This window comes from Pseudomonas gingeri, from assembly GCF_013386165.1.
GTDB classification, from domain to species: domain Bacteria; phylum Pseudomonadota; class Gammaproteobacteria; order Pseudomonadales; family Pseudomonadaceae; genus Aquipseudomonas; species Aquipseudomonas gingeri_C.
Genome location: NZ_JACAOS010000016.1, coordinates 545,188 through 566,459, shown reverse-complemented (window position 1 = coordinate 566,459; position 21,272 = coordinate 545,188). Strand labels below are relative to the sequence as shown.

Genomic DNA, 21,272 nt, shown 5'->3' with positions numbered 1-21,272 from the left:
CGCTCTCGGCCCTGTCGTTACGCCAGCCGTTGATTGCCGCGTCGCTACAGGACCTGTATGTGGCGGCTTCTTTATTTAGTGTGCCGCCCACTCGATCTTCGAGATATCGACGCCGTCTTTGAACATGTCCCACAGCGGCGACAGAGCGCGCAGCTTGGTGACGGCCTCGCAGACTTTCTGCGCGGCATAATCGATTTCTTCTTCGGTGGTGAAGCGGCCGAAGGTGAAGCGGATCGAGCTGTGTGCCAGTTCATCGTTGCGGCCCAGGGCGCGCAGGACGTACGAAGGCTCGAGCGAGGCCGAGGTGCAAGCCGAACCGGAGGAAACCGCCAGGTCCTTGAGGGCCATGATCAGCGACTCGCCTTCAACGTAGTTGAAGCTCAGGTTCAGGTTGTGCGGTACGCGGGCGGTCATGCTGCCGTTGATGTACAGCTCTTCCAGATGCTCGACCTGCTTGTAGAAGCGATCGCTCAGGGCCTTGATGCGCAGGTTCTCGGCAGCCATGTCTTCCTTGGCCACGCGGAACGCTTCGCCCATGCCGACGATCTGGTGGGTCGCCAGGGTGCCGGAACGCATGCCACGTTCGTGACCGCCGCCATGCATGGTCGCTTCGAGGCGAACACGCGGCTTGCGGCTGACGTACAGCGCGCCGATGCCTTTAGGGCCGTAGGTCTTGTGGGCCGAGAACGACATCAGGTCGACTTTCAGCTTCTGCAGGTCGATGTCGACCTTGCCGGTGGACTGAGCGCCGTCGACATGGAACAGCACGCCGCGCGAGCGGGTCAGCTCGCCGATGGCGGCGATGTCGTTGACGGTGCCGATTTCGTTGTTCACGTGCATGATCGACACCAGGATGGTGTCGTCGCGCAGGGCGGCTTCAACCATGGCCGGGGTGATCAGGCCGTCTTCACCCGGTTCGATGTAGGTGACTTCGAAACCTTCGCGCTCCAGTTGGCGCATGGTGTCGAGGACCGCCTTGTGTTCGATCTTGCTGGTGATCAGGTGCTTGCCCTTGCTGCCATAGAAGTGCGCGACACCCTTGATGGCCAGGTTGTCGGACTCGGTGGCACCGGAGGTCCAGACGATTTCACGCGGGTCGGCATTGACCAGGTCGGCCACCTGACGGCGAGCGTTTTCCACGGACTCTTCGGCTTTCCAGCCGAACACGTGGGAACGGGACGCCGGGTTACCGAAGTTTCCGTCGACCAGCAGGCATTCACTCATTTTTTGGGCGACACGCGGATCAACCGGGGTCGTCGCTGAGTAATCAAGGTAAATCGGCAATTTCATGGACACTCTCCTAAATCAGGCTGGCTGGCGCACCGCGGGCTCTTTGGCTGTCATTCGACGGCGGACGCTTCGATCTTATCCAGGCGCGGCGCCTTGCCATTACAGCGGCGCTGATCCTGACGCTGGGCGACTTCTTGCACCTCACGGCGAGTAACAAGGTCCGCCAAGCTGATACCGCTGAGAAATTCGTGGATCTGCAGGCTGAGGTCGCACCACAGATGGTGGGTCAGGCAGGTATCGCCGGCATGGCAATCGCCCAGACCCTGGCATTTGGTAGCATCGACCGATTCGTTCACGGCATCGATCACCTGGGCGACCTGGATCCCCTGCATCTCACGCGACAGCTGGTAGCCGCCGCCAGGACCACGCACGCTGGACACCAGGTTGCTGCGGCGCAACTTGGCGAAAAGCTGCTCGAGGTAGGACAGGGAGATGCCTTGGCGCTCGGAGATATCGGCCAGAGACACCGGCCCGCGTTGCGCGTGCAACGCCAAGTCGAGCATGGCGGTCACGGCGTATCGGCCTTTTGTAGTCAGTCGCATGGACAGGTACCACGGAGTTACGGGATCGGGATGGGGAAGAGTATGCTATTCCCGAGTATTTAAGTCAACTATAAGACCTAGTGCTTTAGTCGGGTTTACCGCTAAAAGAGCGCGCGAATTGTAGCAAAGTCTGGGGCGTAATGGCATTGCGATGGAGCGGTGGTTTTTTGGGGCGCCCCAGGGGCGCTATCGCGAGCAAGCTCGCTCCTACATGTGAGCGTGTCGCTTGCAAGATCTCGGACACACGCACAATCCTGTAGGAGCCAGCTTGCTGGCGATGAGGCCAGCAAGCCCAGCGAAGATCAGCCAGCCTTGGCCTCGGTCTCAGCCTTCACTTCGACGAACCCGTCACACTGCAACTCCGGCAGCTCCTTGGCGCAATAGGTGCTGCCCAGGTCCTTCAGCGCTCCGCACATACCTTCCAGGCGCCCATCCACCGCCTGCAAGTGATCGAGCAACTGGCCAATGGCACGCGCCACCGGGTCTGGCATGTCTTCGCTGACACCATAGGCATCAAAACCGATCTTCTCCGCCATGGCCTTGCGCTTGGCTTCGACCTGATCATCGACTTTCATGATGATCCGCCCCGGAATACCAACAGCCGTCGCCCCCGCAGGCACCGCCTTGGTCACCACGGCATTGGAACCGATCTTGGCCCCGGCACCGACGGTAAACGGCCCCAGCACCTTGGCACCGGCGCCGACCACCACGCCGTCTTCCAGCGTCGGGTGACGCTTGCCTTTGTTCCAACTGGTGCCGCCCAGGGTCACGCCCTGGTAAATGGTCACGTCATCGCCGATCTCGGCGGTTTCGCCGATCACGATGCCCATGCCATGGTCGATAAAGAACCGCCGCCCGACCTTGGCCCCGGGATGGATTTCAATGCCAGTCAGCCAGCGCCCGAAGTTCGACACCACCCGCGCCAGCCACTTCCAGCCCATGCCCCACAGCGCATGCCCCAGGCGATGCAGCCAGATGGCATGCAGGCCCGGGTAGCAGGTCAGCACTTCAAAGGCATTGCGCGCCGCCGGATCACGATGGAATACGCTCTGGATATCTTCTCGCAAACGCTCGAACATCACTGATCCTTCCGCTTAAGGAGCTCGCCCCGGGCCGCTTTTTCGGTTTCCGTGAGGATGCCCCGCAAAATATTCATCTCGGCGCGACTGACCGAACTGCGTCCGTACAGGCGACGCAACCGGGCCATCAGATGGCGCGGTTTTTCGGGGTCGAGGAAGTCGATGGCCACCAGGGTTTGTTCCAGATGGCCGAAAAACCGCTCCATCTCATCCATGGTCGCCAGCTCTTCGCTGCGCGTCGACGCCACTTCATGCTTCTCTACCTTGCTCGGCTGCCCGACGGCCGCCAGCCAGGACATCCGCACTTCATAGCTCAGCACCTGTACCGCCGTGGCGAGGTTGAGCGAACTGAAGTCCGGATCGGACGGGATATGCACGTGATAATGACATCGCTGCAGCTCGTCGTTGGTCAGGCCGGAATCTTCACGACCAAACACCAGCGCGATCTCGGCGCCCTGCCCGGCTTCCTCGACCACTTTCAACCCGGATTCGCGAGGGTCGAGCAACGGCCAGGGAATCCGCCGGTCGCGAGCACTGGTGCCAAACACCAGATTGCAGCCGACCAACGCCTCTTCCAAGGTGGCGACGACTTGCGCGCTTTCAAGGATATCGGTGGCACCGGAAGCCCGTGCATCAGCTTCAGCGGAGGGAAAGACCCGGGGTTCCACCAGCACCAGGCGCGACAGCCCCATGTTCTTCATGGCCCGCGCGGCCCCGCCGATATTGCCCGGATGACTGGTATTGACCAGGACAACACGAATATTTTGCAGCACGAGAGGCACTCTCAGACTCGGCGAAGGGGAGCAAATCTTACAGAAGCACTGGGGATTGCGCCACGAGCGCCACGTCGTCCTTCTCCCCTTGGACTTTTCTGGTAGAATGTTCGGCTTTCTTTAACACTCTAGGTGAAACGTCCATGCAGCCCATGCTGAATATCGCGCTGCGCGCCGCCCGCAGCGCCAGTGAATTGATTTTCCGCTCCATCGAGCGCCTGGATACCATCAAGGTCGACGAAAAAGACGCCAAGGACTACGTGTCCGAAGTGGATCGCGCCGCCGAACAGAAAATTATCGACGCGCTGCGCAAGGCCTATCCGACCCACGCCATTCGCGGCGAAGAAACCGGCTTCCACGCCGGCTCAGGCGAAGGCGAAGAATACCTGTGGATCATCGACCCACTGGATGGCACCACCAACTTCCTGCGCGGCATCCCGCACTTCGCGGTCAGCATCGCCTGCAAATACCGCGGCCGCCTTGAGCACGCCGTGGTCCTGGACCCGGTTCGCCAGGAAGAATTCACCGCCTCCCGTGGCCGTGGCGCCCAGCTCAACGGTCGTCGCCTGCGCGTCAGCGGCCGCACCAGCCTGGACGGCGCCCTGCTGGGTACCGGCTTCCCGTTCCGTGACGACCAGATGGACAACCTGGACAACTACCTGGGCATGTTCCGCGCCCTGGTCGGCCAGACCGCCGGTATCCGCCGCGCCGGTGCCGCAAGCCTGGACCTGGCCTACGTGGCTGCCGGTCGTTTCGATGCGTTCTGGGAGTCAGGTCTGTCCGAATGGGACATGGCTGCAGGCGCCCTGCTGATTCAAGAGGCCGGCGGCCTGGTGAGCGACTTCACCGGTGGTCACGACTTCCTGGAAAAAGGCCACATCGTTGCCGGCAACACCAAGTGCTTCAAGGCAGTACTGACGGCGATCCAGCCGCACCTGCCGGCTTCGCTGAAGCGCTAAGCTTTCGCCGCTCAAAAAAATGCCCCGTATCTCGCGATACGGGGCATTTTTTATGCCTCAACAGCCGATATTACTGACCCGGCTGCTGAGCGGGTTGATTCTGCCCCAGGATCAGCCGACCGTCCTTGTCCACCGGAATCTGATTACCCGGATCGCGGTCCATCCGCACCTTGCCTTCCTTGCCATTCAACTGATAACGCACGTCATAACCCACCAGCTTGTCGCTGACATCATTGACCGTGTTGCAGCGTTTCTGGGTCGTGGTGTAGGTGTCACGCTCCTGCATGCCCTCCTGCACCTTGTTACCGGCGTAACCGCCGCCAACCGCACCGACCACGGTGGCCAGGGTCTTGCCACGACCGCCACCGACCAGGCTGCCAAGCAAACCACCGCCGACCGCACCCAACGCAGTACCGGCCAGACGATGTTCGTCCTGAACCGGCTTCTGCCGGGTCACCGCGACATCCTGACAGACTTGGCGCGGCGTCTTGATTTGAGTGTTGACCGGCTCTACCGCCAATACTTGCGCATACTCAGGGCCGCTTTTTACCAGGCTATAGGTGGCAACAGCACCCCCGGCAGTCACACCGACAGCACCCAATACCGCACCTACCAGCAACGACTTGTTCACGTGAACCTCCTGACCATCACAAGCGGATCGATGCCCGCCTTTCTCTATGGCTTTGGAGTATAAAAAAAGGCGCGAGTTCAACACTCGCGCCTTTATCAGCTAACAACCAGGTGGAAGATTTCCGTCAAGGACGGTCGTCGACTTCCTTCTGGGTACTGGCCGGAGGGATCAGGTCTTCGCTATTCAGATTCAGCCAGATCAGCACCACGTTGGCGATGTAGATCGACGAGTAGGTCCCCGCCAACACACCGATGAACAGGGCGATGGAGAAACCGAACAGATTGTCGCCACCAAAGAACAGCAGCGCGGTAATCGCCAGCAGGGTGGAGATCGACGTCGCCATGGTCCGCAACAGGGTCTGGGTGGTCGAGATGTTGATGTTCTCGATCAGAGTAGCCTTGCGCAGGACACGGAAGTTCTCACGCACCCGGTCGAAGACCACGATGGTGTCGTTGAGCGAGTAGCCGATAATCGCCAGTACCGCCGCCAGCACCGTCAGATCGAAGGTGATCTGGAAGAACGACAGGATACCCACGGTCACCACCACATCGTGGACCAGCGAGACGATGGCGCCCACCGCGAACTTCCACTGGAAGCGGAACGCCAGGTAGATCAGTACGCCACCCAACGCCATGAGCATGCCGAGGCCGCCCTGGTCGCGCAGCTCTTCACCGACCTGCGGGCCGACGAACTCGACGCGCTTGATCTGCACCGGGTTATCACCGCCGACCTTCTGCAACGCCTCGGCGACCTGATGGCCCAGTTGCGGGTCTTCACCCGGCATCCGCACCAGCAAGTCGGTGGTCGCGCCAAAACTCTGCACGATCGCCTCGTGATAACCGGCGCCGTTCAGCTGCTCGCGCACCTTGGTGACATCCGCCGCATGCTCGTAGGTCAGCTCGATGAGCGTACCGCCGGTGAAGTCCAAGCCGTAGTTCATGCCCTTGTGGAAGCAGCTGAACAGGGCCAATGCGGTGAGGAACAGGGTGACGCCGAACGCAACGTTGCGAACACCCATGAAGTTGATAGTACGTAACATGGCAGCCCCTTAAATCCACAACTTCTTGAAGTCACGACCGCCGAAGATCAGGTTGACCATCGCGCGGGTCACCATGATGGCCGTGAACATCGAGGTAAAGATCCCGAGGGACATGGTCACCGCAAAGCCCTTGACCGGGCCGGTCCCCATGGCAAAGAGGATGCCGCCCACCAGCAAGGTGGTCAGGTTGGCGTCGATAATCGCCGTGAACGCACGACCAAAGCCTTCGTTGATCGCTCGTTGCACCGTCATCCCCGCCGCTATCTCCTCACGTATCCGCGAGAAGATCAGCACGTTGGCGTCCACCGCCATGCCCATGGTCAAGACGATACCGGCGATACCCGGCAGGGTCAGCGTTGCCCCCAGCAGGGACATCAGCGCCAGCAGGGCAACCATGTTGAAGGCCAGGGCCACGGTAGCGATGATGCCGAAGAAGCGGTAGATGGCAATGATGAACAGCGAGACGAACAGCATGCCCCACAGCGACGCATCGATACCCTTGGTGATGTTGTCGGCACCCAGGCTTGGACCGATGGTACGTTCTTCAGCGAAGTACATCGGCGCGGCCAGACCACCGGCACGCAGCAGCAAGGCCAGCTCCGAGGATTCGCCCTGGCCGTTCAGGCCAGTGATGCGGAACTGACTGCCCAGCGGCGACTGGATGGTCGCCAGGCTGATGATCTTCTTCTCTTCCTTGAAGGTCTGCACCGGCACGTCTTTCTCGACGCCGTTGACAACCTGCTTGGTGTAGGTGGTGATCGGCTTCTGCTCGATGAAGATCACCGCCATGCTGCGCCCGACGTTGCTGCGGGTCGCGCGGCTCATCAGATCGCCACCATGACCATCGAGCTTGATGTTCACCTGCGGACGACCGTGTTCGTCGAAGCCCGCCTGGGCGTCGGTCACCTGGTCACCGGTGATGATCAGGCCACGCTCGATCTGCGCCGGAGGACGATTGCCTTCACGGAACTCGAACTCTTCGGAAGTGGCCTTCGAAGCACCCGGCTCAGCCGCCAGACGGAACTCCAGGTTAGCGGTCTTGCCGAGGATCCGCTTGGCTTCAGCGGTGTCCTGTACGCCTGGCAGTTCGACCACGATGCGGTTGGCACCCTGACGCTGAACCAGTGGCTCGGCCACACCCAGCTCGTTGACGCGGTTACGTACCGTGGTCAAGTTCTGCTTGATGGAGTATTCGCGGATTTCCGCCAGCTTGGCCGGGGTCATCGCCAGACGCAGTACCAGCTGATCGTTGAGGTCGGCCGGAACAATGTCGAAATCGTTGAAGTTCTTGCGAATCAGCGCACGAGCCTGATCACGGGTATCGGAGTCGGCAAAGCCCAACTGGATGGCACCGTTGAACGCCGGCAGGGTGCGATAACGCACACGCTCCTTGCGCAACAGGCTCTTGACGTCGCCGTCATAGACTTTCAGGCGTGCATCAACGGCTTTGTCCATGTCCACTTCCAGCAGGAAGTGCACACCACCGGACAAGTCCAGACCCAGCTTCATCGGGTGCGCGCCAAGGCTGCGCAGCCATTGCGGGGTGGTCTGTGCCAGGTTCAGGGCCACAACATAGTCGTCGCCGAGGGTTTTACGCACCACGTCCTTGGCCGGCAGTTGGTCTTCCTGCTTGGTCAGACGCACCAGACCGCCTTTGCCGCCGGCGGCCAGAGTGGCGCCCTTGACGGTGATCCCGGCGTCGGTCAGCGCTTTGCTCACACGGTCCAGATCGGCCTGATTGACCTGCAGTGCAGTGCTTGCGCCGCTGACCTGGATCGCCGGATCATCAGGATAGAGATTGGGAGCGGAATAAATAAAACCGACCGCCAGCACCGCCAGGATCAGTAGGTATTTCCACAGAGGGTATTTGTTCAGCATCACGCCGCCCGCTTATGACGCGGGGCGCCTTGCGCGCCCCGTCGATTGTTAAGAGTTGAAACTTAGATCGCTTTCAGCGTGCCTTTAGGCAGGGTGGCCGCGATGGCACCCTTCTGAAACTTCATTTCCACGGTGTCGGACACTTCCAGAACCACGAAGTCGTCGCTCACTTTGGTGATCTTGCCGGCGATACCGCCGGTGGTGACCACTTCGTCACCCTTGGCCAGGTTGCCCAGCAGGTTCTTCTGCTCCTTGGCGCGCTTGGCCTGTGGACGCCAGATCATCAGGTAGAAGATGACCAGGAAGCCGACCAGGAAGATCCATTCGAAACCACCGCCCATCGGACCGGCAGCAGCAGGTGCGGCGCCGTCCGCGAACGCGTTAGAGATGAAAAAGCTCATTTAGCACTCCAGTTGCAAGAATTCAATTCTGAAAATTCAGTCCAAAGGCGGTACGGGAAGCCCGCGTTTGGCGTAGAAGGCATCGACAAAGGCGGCCAATGTACCCTGTTGAATAGCCTCGCGCAAACCAGCCATCAGGCGCTGGTAATGGCGCAAATTGTGGATGGTATTCAACATGCTTCCCAGCATTTCGCCGCACTTGTCCAAATGGTGCAGATAAGCACGGGAGAAGTTCTGGCAGGTGTAGCAATCGCAGGTCGGATCCAGTGGCGATTCATCATGGCGATGGAACGCGTTGCGGATCTTCAGCACGCCGGTGTCGATGAACAGGTGCCCATTGCGGGCATTACGGGTTGGCATCACGCAATCGAACATGTCCACCCCGCGGCGCACACCCTCTACGAGATCTTCCGGCTTGCCAACGCCCATAAGGTAACGAGGTTTGTCAGCAGGCATCAGGCCGGGCAGGTAATCCAGCACCTTGATCATCTCGTGCTTGGGCTCGCCCACCGACAGGCCGCCGATGGCCAGGCCGTCGAAGCCGATCTGGTCGAGGCCTTCGAGGGAGCGCTTGCGCAGGCTCTCGTGCATGCCGCCCTGGACAATCCCGAACAACGCGGCGGTGTTTTCACCGTGGGCATTTTTCGAGCGCTGGGCCCAACGCAGCGACAGCTCCATGGACACGCGGGCGACGTCTTCGTCAGCCGGGTACGGGGTGCACTCGTCGAAAATCATCACGATGTCCGAGCCCAGGTCGCGCTGGACCTGCATCGATTCTTCCGGGCCCATGAACACCTTGGCGCCGTCGACCGGGGAAGCGAAGGTCACGCCCTCCTCCTTGATCTTGCGCATGGCGCCCAGACTGAACACCTGGAAGCCGCCGGAGTCGGTAAGGATCGGGCCTTTCCACTGCATGAAGTCGTGCAGGTCGCCGTGGGCCTTGATCACCTCGGTGCCGGGGCGCAGCCACAGGTGGAAGGTGTTGCCGAGGATGATCTCGGCGCCGGTGGCGACGATATCCCGAGGCAGCATGCCCTTGACCGTGCCGTAAGTGCCCACGGGCATGAAGGCCGGGGTTTCGACGGTACCGCGGGGGAAGGTCAGGCGACCGCGACGAGCTTTGCCATCAGTGGCGAGCAGCTCGAACGACATACGACAGTTGCGACTCATGCTTGGTCCTCTGGGGCCCGATCCTTGGGTGCGGCAGGCGCCGGGTTGCGGGTGATGAACATGGCATCACCGTAGCTGAAGAAGCGGTAGCCGTTGTCCACGGCGGCCTTGTAAGCGGCCATGGTCTCGGGGTAACCGGCGAAGGCCGAAACCAGCATCAGCAGCGTGGATTCGGGCAGGTGGAAATTGGTCACCAGGGCGTCGACCACATGGAAGGGGCGGCCTGGGAAGATAAAGATGTCGGTGTCGCCGCTGAACGGCTTGAGCACACCATCGCGGGCGGCGCTTTCCAGCGAACGCACGCTGGTGGTACCGACGGCGACCACCCGACCACCGCGCGCGCGGCAGGCGGCGACGGCGTCGACCACTTCCTGGCTGACTTCCAGCCATTCGTGGTGCATGTGGTGGTCTTCGAGACGCTCCACGCGCACCGGCTGGAAGGTCCCGGCGCCGACGTGCAGGGTGACGAAAGCGGTTTCAACGCCCTTGGCGGCGATGGCTTCGAGCAGCGGCTTGTCGAAATGCAGCCCGGCGGTGGGCGCGGCCACGGCGCCGAGACGCTCGGCGTAAACCGTCTGGTAACGCTCGCGATCCGCGCCTTCGTCCGGGCGATCTATATAAGGAGGCAACGGCATATGGCCGACGCGCTCCAGCAGCGGCAGCACTTCCTCGGCGAAGCCCAGTTCGAAGAGCGTGTCGTGGCGGGCGAGCATCTCGGCTTCGCCGCCGCCATCGATGAGAATCTTCGAACCGGGTTTTGGCGACTTGCTGGAGCGCACATGGGCCAGCACGCGGTGGGTGTCGAGGACCCGTTCCACGAGGATTTCCAGCTTGCCGCCGGAGGCTTTCTGGCCGAACAGGCGGGCTGGAATGACCCGGGTATTGTTGAACACCATCAGATCGCCTGGGCGTAAATGCTCAAGCAAATCAGTAAATTGACGGTGTGCGAGAGCGCCGCTGGGGCCGTCGAGGGTCAGCAGGCGACTGAGGCGTCGCTCGGCCAAAGGATGGCGAGCGATCAGGGAATCGGGGAGCTCGAAAGTAAAGTCAGCGACGCGCATGATGGGGTTCGTTCAGCAGGGCCGGGAAGTTTAGCGGAAATCGTAAAAATAGACCACGAAAGCCGATTGACCAACGGTAATCACGTCTCTATACTTCGCCGCCATTGAGCCCTGATGGCGGAATTGGTAGACGCGGCGGATTCAAAATCCGTTTTCGAAAGGAGTGGGAGTTCGAGTCTCCCTCGGGGCACCATCTTAAAAAAGACCTTGAAATTCAAGGTCTTTTTTTTCGCCTGTCGAAAAGTGCCGATCGCCGATCACAGCAGAAAGCCGAGGAACCCGCACCATGGAATCGCAACTGGAGACAGTCGCCCTTTTTGCCCTCAAGCTGGCTTATGAGGCGGAAGGTCAAAGCCCGATCTTGCGCGATGACCCGATCATGGGTGAGTACCAGCGGGACGTGTTTGAGCTGTTGGTGCGCAACTGCGATATTGGCGCGATCCAGCTCAAGATGAAGGCGTGCGTGGATGTGGCGATGGATGCCGTAGGCGGCACAGGCCAAGCCCTGGGACGCGAGTTGCAGAGGTTGGCAGCGGACGTGATCCAGGTGCAGACGACCGAAGAGCTGAATGCCCCGCTGATCGTGCTCAGGGACTATTTGAAAGACATTCAGTGATTTAAAAAAGACCTTGAAGCCCAAGGTCTTTTTTTGCCTGCCGAAAAATCAAGTCACTCGCCCCGCCTGACACCCTGCGAACGCCGACTACTGTAGGAGCTAGCTTGCTGGCGATGACGTCCCCTCAATCATCACAAACCCCGGATCATCGCCCACAATCCGGCATCACCGCGCTCGCCCCACTAAACATCCCCTGCGTCAGATCATCAATCACCGCCTTCCCCATCTCCCCCAGGTAATGCGACGCCCAGGCATAGCGCTCTCCATCCTCTCTTTCCAATGCCGCATCGAGGGATAAAGCCTTGGCGCAGTACAGCAGGATGGAAGCGTGTTCCATGGCCTCCAGGATGGGTACACCGGGATTGACGCGGAACAGTTCGCGACCATGGGAACCGCAGGTGGAAAACGTGATGACGCCCAAGGTTTTGAAGGGGGGCTGGGTGGTCATTGGGCACCTCCGGGGAATGCTTCGGTGCTGAGGGTTGGAAGCTGTCTTTCTTGAGTAAAACCGTCCATGCGCTAACTCCTATACCTGAGGAAATAGCTGCCACGTTCGTTTCCAAGCGAATGGGTGGCAGCCGTACGCAGGTTGGAAAACCGGGGGTATAGGTCCCGGCAGGACCGAAGTCCTCCCGCGCACAGCCGCCATTGCACGAATCGCAGGCGAAATAATAGCGCCTGTCATCGTGATTGGGGCGCTTGTGCGCCTATACCCTAAATTCGGGTTTCCAAGCCCGGTCGCTGAATTGGCAACGACAGGGGAAGGATAGCGGAGGGGTGAAAGCATTCAAGGAAGCTTTTGACGCGAGATATTTCAAGTGCGGATACCGTCATTAATCGTGGTCTGTCCCTGAATACCTTGTAAGCAATCTGGAACAACGCAAGGATGAAAGTAACAAACAATCCACTACAGAACAGCGCGAGCTTATCTGACACGCTCAAAACCCAGAAACCCCATCTGAATGCCCTGCTGAAAACCATTGACGTCAGGCCTGGCAAAACCTCGCAGATACAGGCACTGGCTATCAATGCAATCAAAGCGAAATTGGTTCATATTGAGAGCCAACTAAATCGCCGAAAATAGCGCTTAACTTGCAACCTGCCCCACTATCCTAATAAGCATGCACAACCTCATAGAATAAAGGAATAAAAATGTCGAAACTCGCGAAATACCGTCAGATGAAAAACACTTGGCCGAGCAACTTCAGGCACTTGAAGTATTGAAAGATTATAACGAACCGAATAAAGAGATTGAGTTCAAAACCAATCTCCGCAAGCTGATTGAGCACTATGGTTTTTGCCTGAAGCACATCATCAATTTACTGGAGCCACAGACCACCGCCCGACGCCAAGCCCTCGCTCAAAAAGCTGGCACACACAAACCACGCGAACTCAAGGCGTACAAAAACCCGCCCACCGGTGAAGTTATCGAAACCAAGGGTGGGAATCACAAAGTTTGAAAGGACGGAAGGCAGAACAAGGACCTGATGCCGTCGAAAGTTGGCTGCAAAAATAATTACACCTCGAGAAAGAGCCCTGTCGGGCTCTTTTCTTAGCCAACCACCTGTTCTTCATCCTTATATATTCTGCTAAGAACCAGTTCAGATGTAGCGGTAACTACTGACGGCCGCGAACCAGTACTGGAGTACAAGCAAGTTACACCTGGATAATTCATGGCTGCGATTATAGCCGCTAGTGCATGCGGCTTTGGGCCAAACGGAACTATAACCGTTATCGCGGACGTTCTGAACGGAAAGAATATCTCCCTTAAACTATCGTAGGTTTGCTTAACACTAGACAACGGGGAATATACAACCTCATCAACCGACTCAGTTATGAAGTCATGATTAATTGAATAAGTTTTTTTACTATAGTCTTCAAGCGCTCCTGGGCGTGCGATTAATGCATAAGTATTATCAGGCTCGATCTTGCCATGCATACATATTGGTGCACCGGAATCAAATCCCAAGCCAAATATCGCTACCGTCCTTTTACTATACGTGGCAACAGCCTCGCAGCCCGGCAAAACTATTGGATCGCCCAGCTGCTGCGGCTGGTCGCTATGTGCATGTTCACCAACTGAGTAAACAAAATCTAATTCAAACTGAGCGACCGAATTATAATTCTTGAAAAAATTCAAAATCTCGGAATACCACAGTCGCGGCATAGATGAATAATCAACCAGAATCTTTATTATTTCTATCTTACTAAAAACAAGCTTTTCGATTTCCGCTCTCAAAACGCCAATAATTTTATGTGTTTCTCCATATGCCACATCAATAACATCAGACGACAGAAGCTCCCTAAAGACAGCTTCGTTCTGCAAACAGATTTCCGATTTTCTTCCACCAAAACCAAAAACTAAGGAGCACCCTACTTTTTCGCTATTGAGAATAGTGGCCAAATTAGAAGACCTTTCTTCATATCCACATGAAAATATAGAAATCTCATAAACCCGCTCAAAAAGATCCTGAAGAGAAATATCTTCCACATATAACTTCGCCATATTATAGTAACTCCATTTGCAATGTCGGATCCATCTGCGACGGGGGACTATTCAAAATAGAACTTAAAGAGATTGAACGACCACGCCTAGGCAAGAGATAAAAGTACGGACTTAACATGTAAGAAAGTCTAAAAGTACCCTCTCGAACAGGCAACTCGTCAAAATCAGACTTCTCCACCAAGGGTCTAATGAGGCCAACACCCACCGCCTCACTAACAACATCCCAGACAGAGCTATCATCTACATTATACCGAAACGACAATATTAAATCTGAAGAAAGCGGCTTGAAGTGCAAGGCCTCCTTGAAAAATCTCCCTATTTTCAGCAACAACTGATGTATATCATTCCCGTGATTCGGCTCACTGATAATCCGACGAAATTCATTAGTGGAAAAGTGTCTCAAGATCCTATCTTGGACAGCAAGAGGCACTGGCTTGAATCCAGTTTCATCCGAGCCCGCCAAATACATCGAATTAAGAAGACTTATAAATCTTCGTGGGTTTCCGTCTGAACAGCGGATAACCATCTCAACGCCCGAGTAGATTATTGAGCTAGAATTACCCTTTAGTTGCGATGCCGCGTCACGAAGCAACAACGCACCTTTTAGCTTTCTACCCATTTCATCATCAAACTTAGACGTACCGAGAAGGTACTTCGCCCTTGCGAGAGTGGCGACATTAGAGTGTTTGGCTATCAACTCTACAATAGCTTCTTGTGATACGGATTTGTCAGACAGTATAAATGACGTACCCAGTAGCATCTCCAAGGTTACGCCACTATTCTCCCACCTGCTACCCTTCAATCTACGCTCGAATAGCTCAGTGGAAAACTTGCGAAGGGCCTCATACTCACTAAAAGTCCGCTTCGACACTTCCATACTGTCAAGATATATATAATCAAAGTCATCCCCCCTCACGAGAGGCACAGCGGTATTCGTATCCAAAGTATAATGCTTGTAAGGCATGGTAGTTATTTTGAAGACTAACCCGTCTGCGAACGTGCGCAAATGAGAATTTAAAATTCTTTGATATTCAACGCTAAGGTATTCAGCCTCATCAAGACATACAGCCCAAATGGTCGACTGAGGAAACCTTATAAAACCTTTCAATATTGTAATAGCACGTTTCAACGGCTCGAACAGACCAATATCGAACTCAACCCCAACCTTGCTAAACTCTACACCTTCATTAACCCGAAGTTTTTCTTCGTCAAGAAGCTTTTTGTACTCTACTTCAGCCAGATACTGACGCAACATATCTATCGACTCTGCCCGCATCTCTGGAAACCACGCCGCAGACAACTGTAAACATACATCACGTTCAGTTATAAAAAGTTCGGCCCTACCAGTAACATAGGATCGAAGGCAACTTTCAAGAGTGGATATAAACGCAGAACAGCACGCAACATTCAATCGCCATTGGAAGTGGTTCTCACGTCCCTTTTCTGTCAGCCAAGGCTTGTTCTTCAATCCACCTACCCAAGATAGGCGCATGGGCACATATGTCCCTACAAAACTTCTTTCGCGAATAAGCTTAGCGGCAGCTTCTTGATTTAAGCGCGCAAGATACTCGTGAGAGAGCATTTTGATGATCGCGGTTTTTCCCGAGCCACGGGCACCTATCAATACATGATTCTTTGACGAGATTAAGCGAGCAAAGTCCGTAGTCCATACAAACTGATATGGCAGGTCGTCTGGGGTGCTATTTCGAGCGTTATCGTTCTCGAAAGGATTCCCGACCTTTTGATCCGTAGTATTCACGCACTTTTCTCCCTAATCAAAATCAGCGTTTCGAAGGCTTTTTGTTGGCCAGAGTACCGCTGCAATAATTTCATTTTCTCTGCAACGGCAGATAAATTACTCCTGAGCAAATTATTTGGATAATATTGAATCGATTCATCCGCAGCTATTAAATCGTGCCACTCAACAAACGGTTGATTTTCAAACAACTTTTTAAGCGTAGCTTCCAACAAGTCCCTCAATTTTTTTGGACTAACATACGCACCAAACTGGTTAGCACTGTCGAAGTCTATCGTCCCACTTTCCAACCACTTGTGACCAAGCAAGTGAGTCCAAGACTTAACTACGCCGCGACTCCACCCGTTGTCCTTACAGCGAGTATGAAAATCTATTATATGGAAAAAATTTCCTACTCCGCCAAAATGCCTGTCATCTAGGCGCGAACTGAAACTTCCGGAGCACAAGATCCAGAGTGGGTGACCATCAGAATTGATCTCCATGTCAAATCTAGGTATATGCTTATGACCATGAACTATGAAGTCAATTTCTTTTTTCGACAGAAGATGCAACAGGCCGTCGGCATTAATCATCCCACTGGTATCCCCTTCCCGAAAAGTTCGATCATGGTATTGTTTAGGATGATGATGCAAAATAAAAATATTTAACTTTGACTTATCAATATGATCATCAAGTAACGCCTCGAGATCTATCAGCTGCTCGGACTTGATTTCGCCGCAATGCGGTTTCGTGTCAGGCCCATCATAAATTGCACTATTTAATGAAAAGACGTTGAAATCGTCAAAATTCCAAACCACGAAATAAGGAGCATCGTCAAACCTGCCAACTCCCTGCGCCTGACTTTCAGAAAAAATAAGGCCAGGCTTAAGCAAATTCAAATATTTTGCCTTCGATATCATTTCAATGCTTGCACCAGCATTTTGTTGAGAAGCTATCGCAGGCCAATTTACATCATGATTTCCGGGACAAAATAGCACTCGCCTTCTATCAACCCCAAGAGCCTGAGCAATTTTAGCAATTATATCGGAGGCAAGACCAAACTCGCTATCTTTTGCCCTATTACTGATATCTCCCGTCACAAGGAGATAATCTGCAGAAAGCTTCTCCCTTACTACAAACTCAGAAAACTCCTGCAAATAGTTTTCAACTGAAGCATTTTCAGTTTTCTCAGGGGAAAAATCTTTTCCCTTGGCCATATCGCCAATGTGCAAATCGCTGATAACTGCAACTTTTAGAAGATTCGATTCCATTCGCTCAGGCCGCCATGAAGAGTATTTCTTGATTAGTAATCAAGACTTCTTTAACCATTTTCCTATGGGCATGAAACCCAGCAACATGCCGTCTGACATCGAGAACCTCGATATTCCAGGATGGTAGACAAAAAGTGCGAATTTCCTCGCAATCGCAATACGAGAGAGCAAACACGACCCCTCTTGCGTCTAAATCTGCGAGTAACGCCATCATCTTTTCAATATCGTTAAAATGAAAGCTATTCGGACCGTACTCTCCCCTATTTCGATTCCCAGGCTTCGAGTATGGGGGGTCGAGGTATACAAAATCACCTGCAACCGCCTGTGAAATTACCGTATGGTAGTCGCTCGCGAAAAACTCGACACCCTGCAATGCAGCGGAGTAATCCATAAGCTGACTGAGCGTATGCATAGCACCCGTTTTTTTCCCCATAGGCACATTGAACAAACCTTTTTGGTTAGTTCTGTAGACGCCGTTAAAACACAGCTTATTGAGATATAAGAATCGCGCTGCGCGATGGACGTCTGACAGATCATCAGGCACAAGGTTTCTGACTTTAAGATACTCTTCCTGACAGACATCAAATGTCTCCAACCACTCATACACTTTGTCAGGCTGACTTTGGATCTGCTGATATGTAAATATTAGCTCTGCATTCATATCGGAAAGTACGGCTTTTACTGGCATCAAATCAAAATACAGGCATGCCGACCCACAAAATGGCTCGTAATACGTTTTTATATCGGCAGGCACATATCGATTAAGAACAGGTATCAATTTTCTTTTGCTACCAGCCCACCGGAAAATTGGACCCATCAGCTCTCTCCCCTTTTTCAGCAAAGTACCAGACAAGGGGAGCGATAGGAATGGAAATACAGGCTTTTCACGTCTTTATGCGTGGCTAGCACAGGTAAACTCAAGTCATCTGATCGGCTATGGACAGCCACAGGAGATTGAAATCTGTCACGTTGCGGATTCCATGACCATCCGGACGCCCTGTTGAGGGCTTCAGCGCTGTGAGCCATTCACAACTCATCGAACCGCTCTGAATCGAGGACTCATTGGCAAGATCCGCTCGATACGGGCGCGTATGAGACGTAACACCGAACGCTGAGTAACACATTACTCTCGGAAGTCTTGACCGGAGTGTTACCAACATAAAATCCTTTAAAAATAATACGTTATGATAATTCGTAACAGACGTAACAGCCGTTCGTAAGCCCCCCTGCTCCCCGTCCGCCTTGCCATCCAGCGCGTTGGTACCTGCTCTGGGAGCCCCTACAAAGCTGCACATCACGCGGGGTTGGAAACCCGCGTGATCGCGTTAGCGGAAAAGCGCACATCTTAGTGAACAGGTGAACGGCGATTCACCTGTGCATTTGCCCTATCGCTTGGCAGACCGTTGGGACCCTGGGCATTTCGGATGGGTACGGGGCAGATAACCCGCGCCTTCGTGTTAGTGGGAGGTTTTTTCACGTTGGTTGACAGGTCGACGGTGCTCCGGCGTTCACAATCATCAACACGAAGGGACACCTTTACAGATGCGGTAAAGGTGCCCCTTTTTCTTCAATATCCCTTCAATTTCAACGTTGAAATTTCAGTAAGCTGGATAAGCTGCCACTACCACGATCCCGCGGGTTTCTGACCCCGTGTAACTACAAAGCTCACAGGGTCCCCGGCACCTTATTAGGACTTAAGATCGGATGACCTCGGAAATCAAACCCCGGTAGGGCCCTCTCTAAATAGTCAACGGTGCGAGACTCTAAAAGGGCTTTGGCATCAGGCAGCAGCGCATGTACCTCACCCAGCATGGGCGCTCTGTCCAACCGCTTGTTCGTCACCAGTTTAACCAGCTCATGACGAAGACGATTAACTGCCTGTTTTGGACCAATCCTCGCATAGACCGAATCTCGAACCAGGAATGTGGGGAACGCCTCTTGATAGATTTCAATCAACGCGCTCCAACGTGGATCATGAAACTCTTTACCCACTAGTTCTTTCACCATTGCAAACGCCTGCTTGTGCTTCTCCTGTGAAGCGTCCATAGCGGCGTAGCTGTCGGCCATGCACTGCGCATCCTGCTCGTCTTCAAGCTGACGACTACGGTTAATGCTGGCGAGCACCTCTTGTGCCTGGGCGATCAGTAAGGAGTCATTCGTAATAATCCCGACGTCCAAAGCTAGAAGAGCGGCGCCATGTGCGATGTCTTCACTTTCGTAATCATCCTTGTCGTGCCGTTCGAAAGCAGCGAATCTAATTTGCAAAGCTTGGCTTACTGCCTGGTTGGAATGCATTGCTGAACACTCTTATGATAATTGACAAACGCCACACCGGCAGTGACCGGTTATAGCAGAACCTCCCACCGGCGCAGCTACATTCGCCCATCCCTAAAACGCACGAGGGGGCCGCCATGCGAAAAAAACTCGACAGCTACAAAGGCCCACTTTCCATTTCTCAAATAGCGAATGGAATGAACGCTGCGTTACAAAACGCGGCACGGCTTGCCAAGGATGCCAGATTGCTTCTTGACTCAGATCGGCTCCCGTCAGCCGTATCGCTAGCAATCCTATCTATTGAAGAAGCCGGAAAGATTTCCATTCTTCGCGGATTAGCCTTTGCCGAAAACGAGCAAGATCTGAAAACAGAGTGGAGGAGATATCGCTCTCATACCAGCAAAAATCTACAGTGGATTCTTCCACAACTGGTGGCCGCTGGAGCTCGATCCCTCGATGACATGCGCCCACTGTTTGACGAGGAATCGGATCACCCACAGCTTCTGGATCAACTGAAACAAGTCGGTTTCTACACTGATTGTTTGGGGAGCAAAGCTCATTGGTCACTCCCGGAAGAGGTCATCGACCTCGATCTGGCAAAAATACTCGTCAATACAGCAGAGACCTTAACCTCCGGCGCCCTGACGACTGAGCGAGAGATCGCATTGTGGGTTGAGCATCTGGGGCCTGTTTGGAAGCAGAGTGACCGACAAATGAAGCAGGCGTTGGTCGATTGGTATGGAGCTATGCAAGCGGAAGGCTTGAAGGATGCCGGACCAAACAAAATGGAGCAGTTCGCTCGCGGTGGCTTGGTCAATTGACCTGTTCTCCCACCCAGCTTACCCTTTTGTGAAGCACAGCACTTACGACCGTGTATCCCTGTATGTATCCCTTGCCGCATAATAGGGCTGCACACCACGGATTATATGGAACGTTCGAGTCTCCCTCGGGCACCGAACTTAAAAAAAACCTTGAAATTCAAGGTCTTTTTCTCGCCTGCAGAAAAGTGGCCGCCGCCGATCGCAGCAGAAAGCCGAGGAACCCGCACCATGGAATCGCAGTTGGAGACAGTCGCCCTTTTTGCCCTCAAGCTGGCTTATGAGACGGACGGTCAAAGCCCGATTTTGCGCGATGACCCGATCATGGGTGAGTACCAGCGGGACGTGTTTGACCTGCTTCTGCGCAACTGCGATATCGGCGCGATCCAGCTCAAGATGAAAGCGTGCGTGAATGTGGCATTGAACGCCGTGGGCGGTACAGGCAAGCCCCTCGGGCGCGAGTTGCAGAGGTTGGCGGCGGATTTCAGTCAGGTGCAGACGACCGAAGAGCTGAATACCCCGCTCATCGTACTCAGGGACTATTTGAGAGACATTCAGTGATTTAAAAAAAGGCCTTGAAGCCCAAGGCCTTTTCTACATACCGAAAAATCAAATCACCCGCCCCACCTAGCACCCTGCGAACACTGACTACTAATGTAGGAGCCGGCTTGCTGGCGATGGCGTCCCCCCAATCATCACAAAATCCGAATCATCGCCCACAATCCGACATCGCCCCACTCGCGCTACTCAACATCCCCTGCGTCAGATCATCAATCACCGCCTTCCCCATCTCCCCCAGGTAATGCGACGCCCAGGCGTAGCGCTCTCCATCCTCTCTTTCCAACGCCGCATCGAGGGATAAAGCCTTGGCGCAGTACAGCAGGATGGAAGCGTGTTCCATGGCTTCCAGGATCGGCACACCGGGATTGACGCGAAACAGTTCGCGGCCTTGGGAACCGCAGGTGGAAAAGGTAATGATGCCCAGGGTCTTGAAGGGGGGTTGGGTCGTCATTGGGCACCTCCGGGCAATGCGGAGGTACTGAAGATTGATAGCTGAAGCTCTTGGATCAAAACGTTCATGCGTAACTCCCATCTTATAAAGAAGAGCTACACACCATTCGTTTCCAGGCGAAGGGTGGCAGCTGTACGCAGGCTGGAAAACCGGGAAGATAGGCACCCGGCAGACCCGAAGGTCTCCCGCGCACAGCCGCCATAACACGGACATGCAG

General features: G+C 54.8%; 21 protein-coding genes, 1 tRNA gene and 1 pseudogene. 6 read left to right on the top strand and 17 right to left on the bottom strand.

Annotated elements, in window-relative coordinates; translation table 11 throughout:
- Nucleotides 1-75: 75 nt before the first annotated feature.
- The 4 genes from HX866_RS18915 to trmJ all read right to left on the bottom strand — a co-directional run bounded on the left by HX866_RS18915 (nt 76) and on the right by trmJ (nt 3,684).
- Entirely contained in the window at nt 76-1,290 is a 1,215-nt protein-coding gene (locus tag HX866_RS18915; RefSeq protein WP_177096470.1) for an IscS subfamily cysteine desulfurase, read from the bottom strand.
- 50 nt (nt 1,291-1,340) lie between these two features.
- On the bottom strand, nt 1,341-1,832 hold the full coding sequence (gene iscR / locus HX866_RS18910) for a Fe-S cluster assembly transcriptional regulator IscR (RefSeq protein WP_177096468.1): 492 nt from the start codon (nt 1,830-1,832) through the stop codon (nt 1,341-1,343).
- A gap of 302 nt (nt 1,833-2,134) precedes the next feature.
- On the bottom strand, nt 2,135-2,911 hold the full coding sequence (gene cysE / locus HX866_RS18905) for a serine O-acetyltransferase (RefSeq protein WP_177123948.1): 777 nt from the start codon (nt 2,909-2,911) through the stop codon (nt 2,135-2,137).
- Nucleotides 2,911-3,684, bottom strand: a complete 774-nt coding sequence (gene trmJ / locus HX866_RS18900) for a tRNA (cytosine(32)/uridine(32)-2'-O)-methyltransferase TrmJ (RefSeq protein WP_177140232.1) — start codon at nt 3,682-3,684, stop codon at nt 2,911-2,913. Before trmJ ends, cysE begins: the two co-directional genes overlap by 1 nt.
- Nucleotides 3,685-3,827: 143 nt before the next feature.
- On the opposite strand from trmJ, the gene suhB reads away from it, so the two are divergent.
- The gene (gene suhB / locus HX866_RS18895) at nt 3,828-4,643 is read left to right on the top strand and encodes a type III secretion system regulator SuhB (protein ID WP_152740973.1); all 816 of its coding nucleotides are present in this window, start codon (nt 3,828-3,830) and stop codon (nt 4,641-4,643) included.
- A 70-nt stretch (nt 4,644-4,713) separates the two neighbouring features.
- On the opposite strand, the gene HX866_RS18890 is transcribed toward suhB, so the two are convergent.
- The 6 genes from HX866_RS18890 to queA all read right to left on the bottom strand — a co-directional run bounded on the left by HX866_RS18890 (nt 4,714) and on the right by queA (nt 10,823).
- Nucleotides 4,714-5,274, bottom strand: coding sequence for a glycine zipper 2TM domain-containing protein (locus HX866_RS18890; protein WP_177096463.1), 561 nt, complete (start codon nt 5,272-5,274; stop codon nt 4,714-4,716).
- Between the two features lie 124 nt (nt 5,275-5,398).
- The gene (secF, locus tag HX866_RS18885; RefSeq protein WP_177096461.1) at nt 5,399-6,313 is read right to left on the bottom strand and encodes a protein translocase subunit SecF; all 915 of its coding nucleotides are present in this window, start codon (nt 6,311-6,313) and stop codon (nt 5,399-5,401) included.
- Nucleotides 6,314-6,322: 9 nt separating this feature from the next.
- Nucleotides 6,323-8,191: a protein translocase subunit SecD gene (gene secD, locus HX866_RS18880; protein ID WP_177096459.1), complete on the bottom strand. Its 1,869-nt coding sequence runs from the start codon at nt 8,189-8,191 to the stop codon at nt 6,323-6,325.
- 62 nt (nt 8,192-8,253) lie between these two features.
- On the bottom strand, nt 8,254-8,592 hold the full coding sequence (yajC, locus tag HX866_RS18875; RefSeq protein ID WP_100941399.1) for a preprotein translocase subunit YajC: 339 nt from the start codon (nt 8,590-8,592) through the stop codon (nt 8,254-8,256).
- A 36-nt stretch (nt 8,593-8,628) separates the two neighbouring features.
- A complete protein-coding gene (gene tgt / locus HX866_RS18870) occupies nt 8,629-9,744 on the bottom strand; it encodes a tRNA guanosine(34) transglycosylase Tgt (protein ID WP_164886323.1) in 1,116 nt (371 codons plus the stop codon).
- Between the two features lie 14 nt (nt 9,745-9,758).
- The gene (gene queA / locus HX866_RS18865; protein WP_177096457.1) at nt 9,759-10,823 is read right to left on the bottom strand and encodes a tRNA preQ1(34) S-adenosylmethionine ribosyltransferase-isomerase QueA; all 1,065 of its coding nucleotides are present in this window, start codon (nt 10,821-10,823) and stop codon (nt 9,759-9,761) included.
- A 108-nt stretch (nt 10,824-10,931) separates the two neighbouring features.
- On the opposite strand from queA, the gene HX866_RS18860 reads away from it, so the two are divergent.
- Together HX866_RS18860 and HX866_RS18855 are read left to right on the top strand one after the other, a co-directional pair.
- Nucleotides 10,932-11,016, top strand: a tRNA-Leu gene (locus HX866_RS18860).
- A gap of 93 nt (nt 11,017-11,109) precedes the next feature.
- Nucleotides 11,110-11,439, top strand: coding sequence for a hypothetical protein (locus HX866_RS18855; protein ID WP_177140231.1), 330 nt, complete (start codon nt 11,110-11,112; stop codon nt 11,437-11,439).
- Between the two features lie 145 nt (nt 11,440-11,584).
- Here the strand turns inward: HX866_RS18855 and HX866_RS18850 are convergent, their stop codons facing one another.
- On the bottom strand, nt 11,585-11,887 hold the full coding sequence (locus tag HX866_RS18850; RefSeq protein ID WP_177140230.1) for a DUF3077 domain-containing protein: 303 nt from the start codon (nt 11,885-11,887) through the stop codon (nt 11,585-11,587).
- 704 nt (nt 11,888-12,591) lie between these two features.
- On the opposite strand from HX866_RS18850, the pseudogene HX866_RS18845 reads away from it, so the two are divergent.
- Nucleotides 12,592-12,955: pseudogene (locus HX866_RS18845) on the top strand (histone-like nucleoid-structuring protein, MvaT/MvaU family).
- Nucleotides 12,956-12,991: 36 nt separating this feature from the next.
- On the opposite strand, the gene HX866_RS18840 reads toward HX866_RS18845, so the two are convergent.
- The 5 genes from HX866_RS18840 to HX866_RS18820 form a co-directional block, all read right to left on the bottom strand.
- Nucleotides 12,992-13,945 carry a hypothetical protein gene (locus HX866_RS18840; RefSeq protein WP_177140229.1) on the bottom strand — a complete coding sequence of 318 codons (954 nt, stop codon included), beginning with the start codon at nt 13,943-13,945 and terminating at the stop codon, nt 12,992-12,994.
- A gap of 1 nt (nt 13,946) precedes the next feature.
- Nucleotides 13,947-15,704: an ORC-CDC6 family AAA ATPase gene (locus tag HX866_RS18835; protein WP_177140228.1), complete on the bottom strand. Its 1,758-nt coding sequence runs from the start codon at nt 15,702-15,704 to the stop codon at nt 13,947-13,949.
- On the bottom strand, nt 15,701-16,951 hold the full coding sequence (locus tag HX866_RS18830) for a metallophosphoesterase family protein (protein WP_177140227.1): 1,251 nt from the start codon (nt 16,949-16,951) through the stop codon (nt 15,701-15,703). Before HX866_RS18830 ends, HX866_RS18835 begins: the two co-directional genes overlap by 4 nt.
- 4 nt (nt 16,952-16,955) lie before the next feature.
- Entirely contained in the window at nt 16,956-17,768 is an 813-nt protein-coding gene (locus tag HX866_RS18825; protein ID WP_177140226.1) for a DNA adenine methylase, read from the bottom strand.
- An 848-nt stretch (nt 17,769-18,616) separates the two neighbouring features.
- Entirely contained in the window at nt 18,617-19,246 is a 630-nt protein-coding gene (locus HX866_RS18820) for a hypothetical protein (RefSeq protein ID WP_177140225.1), read from the bottom strand.
- Nucleotides 19,247-19,362: 116 nt separating this feature from the next.
- Between HX866_RS18820 and HX866_RS18815 the strand changes: the two genes are divergently transcribed.
- Nucleotides 19,363-20,046, top strand: a complete 684-nt coding sequence (locus HX866_RS18815; RefSeq protein WP_256344950.1) for an AbiV family abortive infection protein — start codon at nt 19,363-19,365, stop codon at nt 20,044-20,046.
- Nucleotides 20,047-20,274: 228 nt separating this feature from the next.
- On the top strand, nt 20,275-20,604 hold the full coding sequence (locus HX866_RS18810) for a hypothetical protein (RefSeq protein ID WP_177140305.1): 330 nt from the start codon (nt 20,275-20,277) through the stop codon (nt 20,602-20,604).
- 148 nt (nt 20,605-20,752) lie between these two features.
- On the opposite strand, the gene HX866_RS18805 is transcribed toward HX866_RS18810, so the two are convergent.
- Nucleotides 20,753-21,055 carry a DUF3077 domain-containing protein gene (locus HX866_RS18805; RefSeq protein ID WP_177140224.1) on the bottom strand — a complete coding sequence of 101 codons (303 nt, stop codon included), beginning with the start codon at nt 21,053-21,055 and terminating at the stop codon, nt 20,753-20,755.
- Nucleotides 21,056-21,272 lie beyond the last annotated feature (217 nt).

Excerpts from the sequence above, each read along its gene's own strand:
- HX866_RS18915 (WP_177096470.1), bottom strand. The coding sequence starts at position 1,290 with ATGAAATTGCCGATTTACCTTGATTACTCAGCGACGACCCCGGTTGAT.
- iscR (WP_177096468.1), bottom strand. The coding sequence starts at position 1,832 with ATGCGACTGACTACAAAAGGCCGATACGCCGTGACCGCCATGCTCGAC.
- cysE (WP_177123948.1), bottom strand. The coding sequence starts at position 2,911 with ATGTTCGAGCGTTTGCGAGAAGATATCCAGAGCGTATTCCATCGTGAT.
- suhB (WP_152740973.1), top strand. The coding sequence starts at position 3,828 with ATGCAGCCCATGCTGAATATCGCGCTGCGCGCCGCCCGCAGCGCCAGT.
- secF (WP_177096461.1), bottom strand. The coding sequence starts at position 6,313 with ATGTTACGTACTATCAACTTCATGGGTGTTCGCAACGTTGCGTTCGGC.
- secD (WP_177096459.1), bottom strand. The coding sequence starts at position 8,191 with ATGCTGAACAAATACCCTCTGTGGAAATACCTACTGATCCTGGCGGTG.
- yajC (WP_100941399.1), bottom strand. The coding sequence starts at position 8,592 with ATGAGCTTTTTCATCTCTAACGCGTTCGCGGACGGCGCCGCACCTGCT.
- tgt (WP_164886323.1), bottom strand. The coding sequence starts at position 9,744 with ATGTCGTTCGAGCTGCTCGCCACTGATGGCAAAGCTCGTCGCGGTCGC.
- queA (WP_177096457.1), bottom strand. The coding sequence starts at position 10,823 with ATGCGCGTCGCTGACTTTACTTTCGAGCTCCCCGATTCCCTGATCGCT.
- HX866_RS18855 (WP_177140231.1), top strand. The coding sequence starts at position 11,110 with ATGGAATCGCAACTGGAGACAGTCGCCCTTTTTGCCCTCAAGCTGGCT.
- HX866_RS18850 (WP_177140230.1), bottom strand. The coding sequence starts at position 11,887 with ATGACCACCCAGCCCCCCTTCAAAACCTTGGGCGTCATCACGTTTTCC.
- HX866_RS18840 (WP_177140229.1), bottom strand. The coding sequence starts at position 13,945 with ATGGCGAAGTTATATGTGGAAGATATTTCTCTTCAGGATCTTTTTGAG.
- HX866_RS18830 (WP_177140227.1), bottom strand. The coding sequence starts at position 16,951 with ATGGAATCGAATCTTCTAAAAGTTGCAGTTATCAGCGATTTGCACATT.
- HX866_RS18825 (WP_177140226.1), bottom strand. The coding sequence starts at position 17,768 with ATGGGTCCAATTTTCCGGTGGGCTGGTAGCAAAAGAAAATTGATACCT.
- HX866_RS18820 (WP_177140225.1), bottom strand. The coding sequence starts at position 19,246 with ATGCATTCCAACCAGGCAGTAAGCCAAGCTTTGCAAATTAGATTCGCT.
- HX866_RS18815 (WP_256344950.1), top strand. The coding sequence starts at position 19,363 with ATGCGAAAAAAACTCGACAGCTACAAAGGCCCACTTTCCATTTCTCAA.
- HX866_RS18810 (WP_177140305.1), top strand. The coding sequence starts at position 20,275 with ATGGAATCGCAGTTGGAGACAGTCGCCCTTTTTGCCCTCAAGCTGGCT.
- HX866_RS18805 (WP_177140224.1), bottom strand. The coding sequence starts at position 21,055 with ATGACGACCCAACCCCCCTTCAAGACCCTGGGCATCATTACCTTTTCC.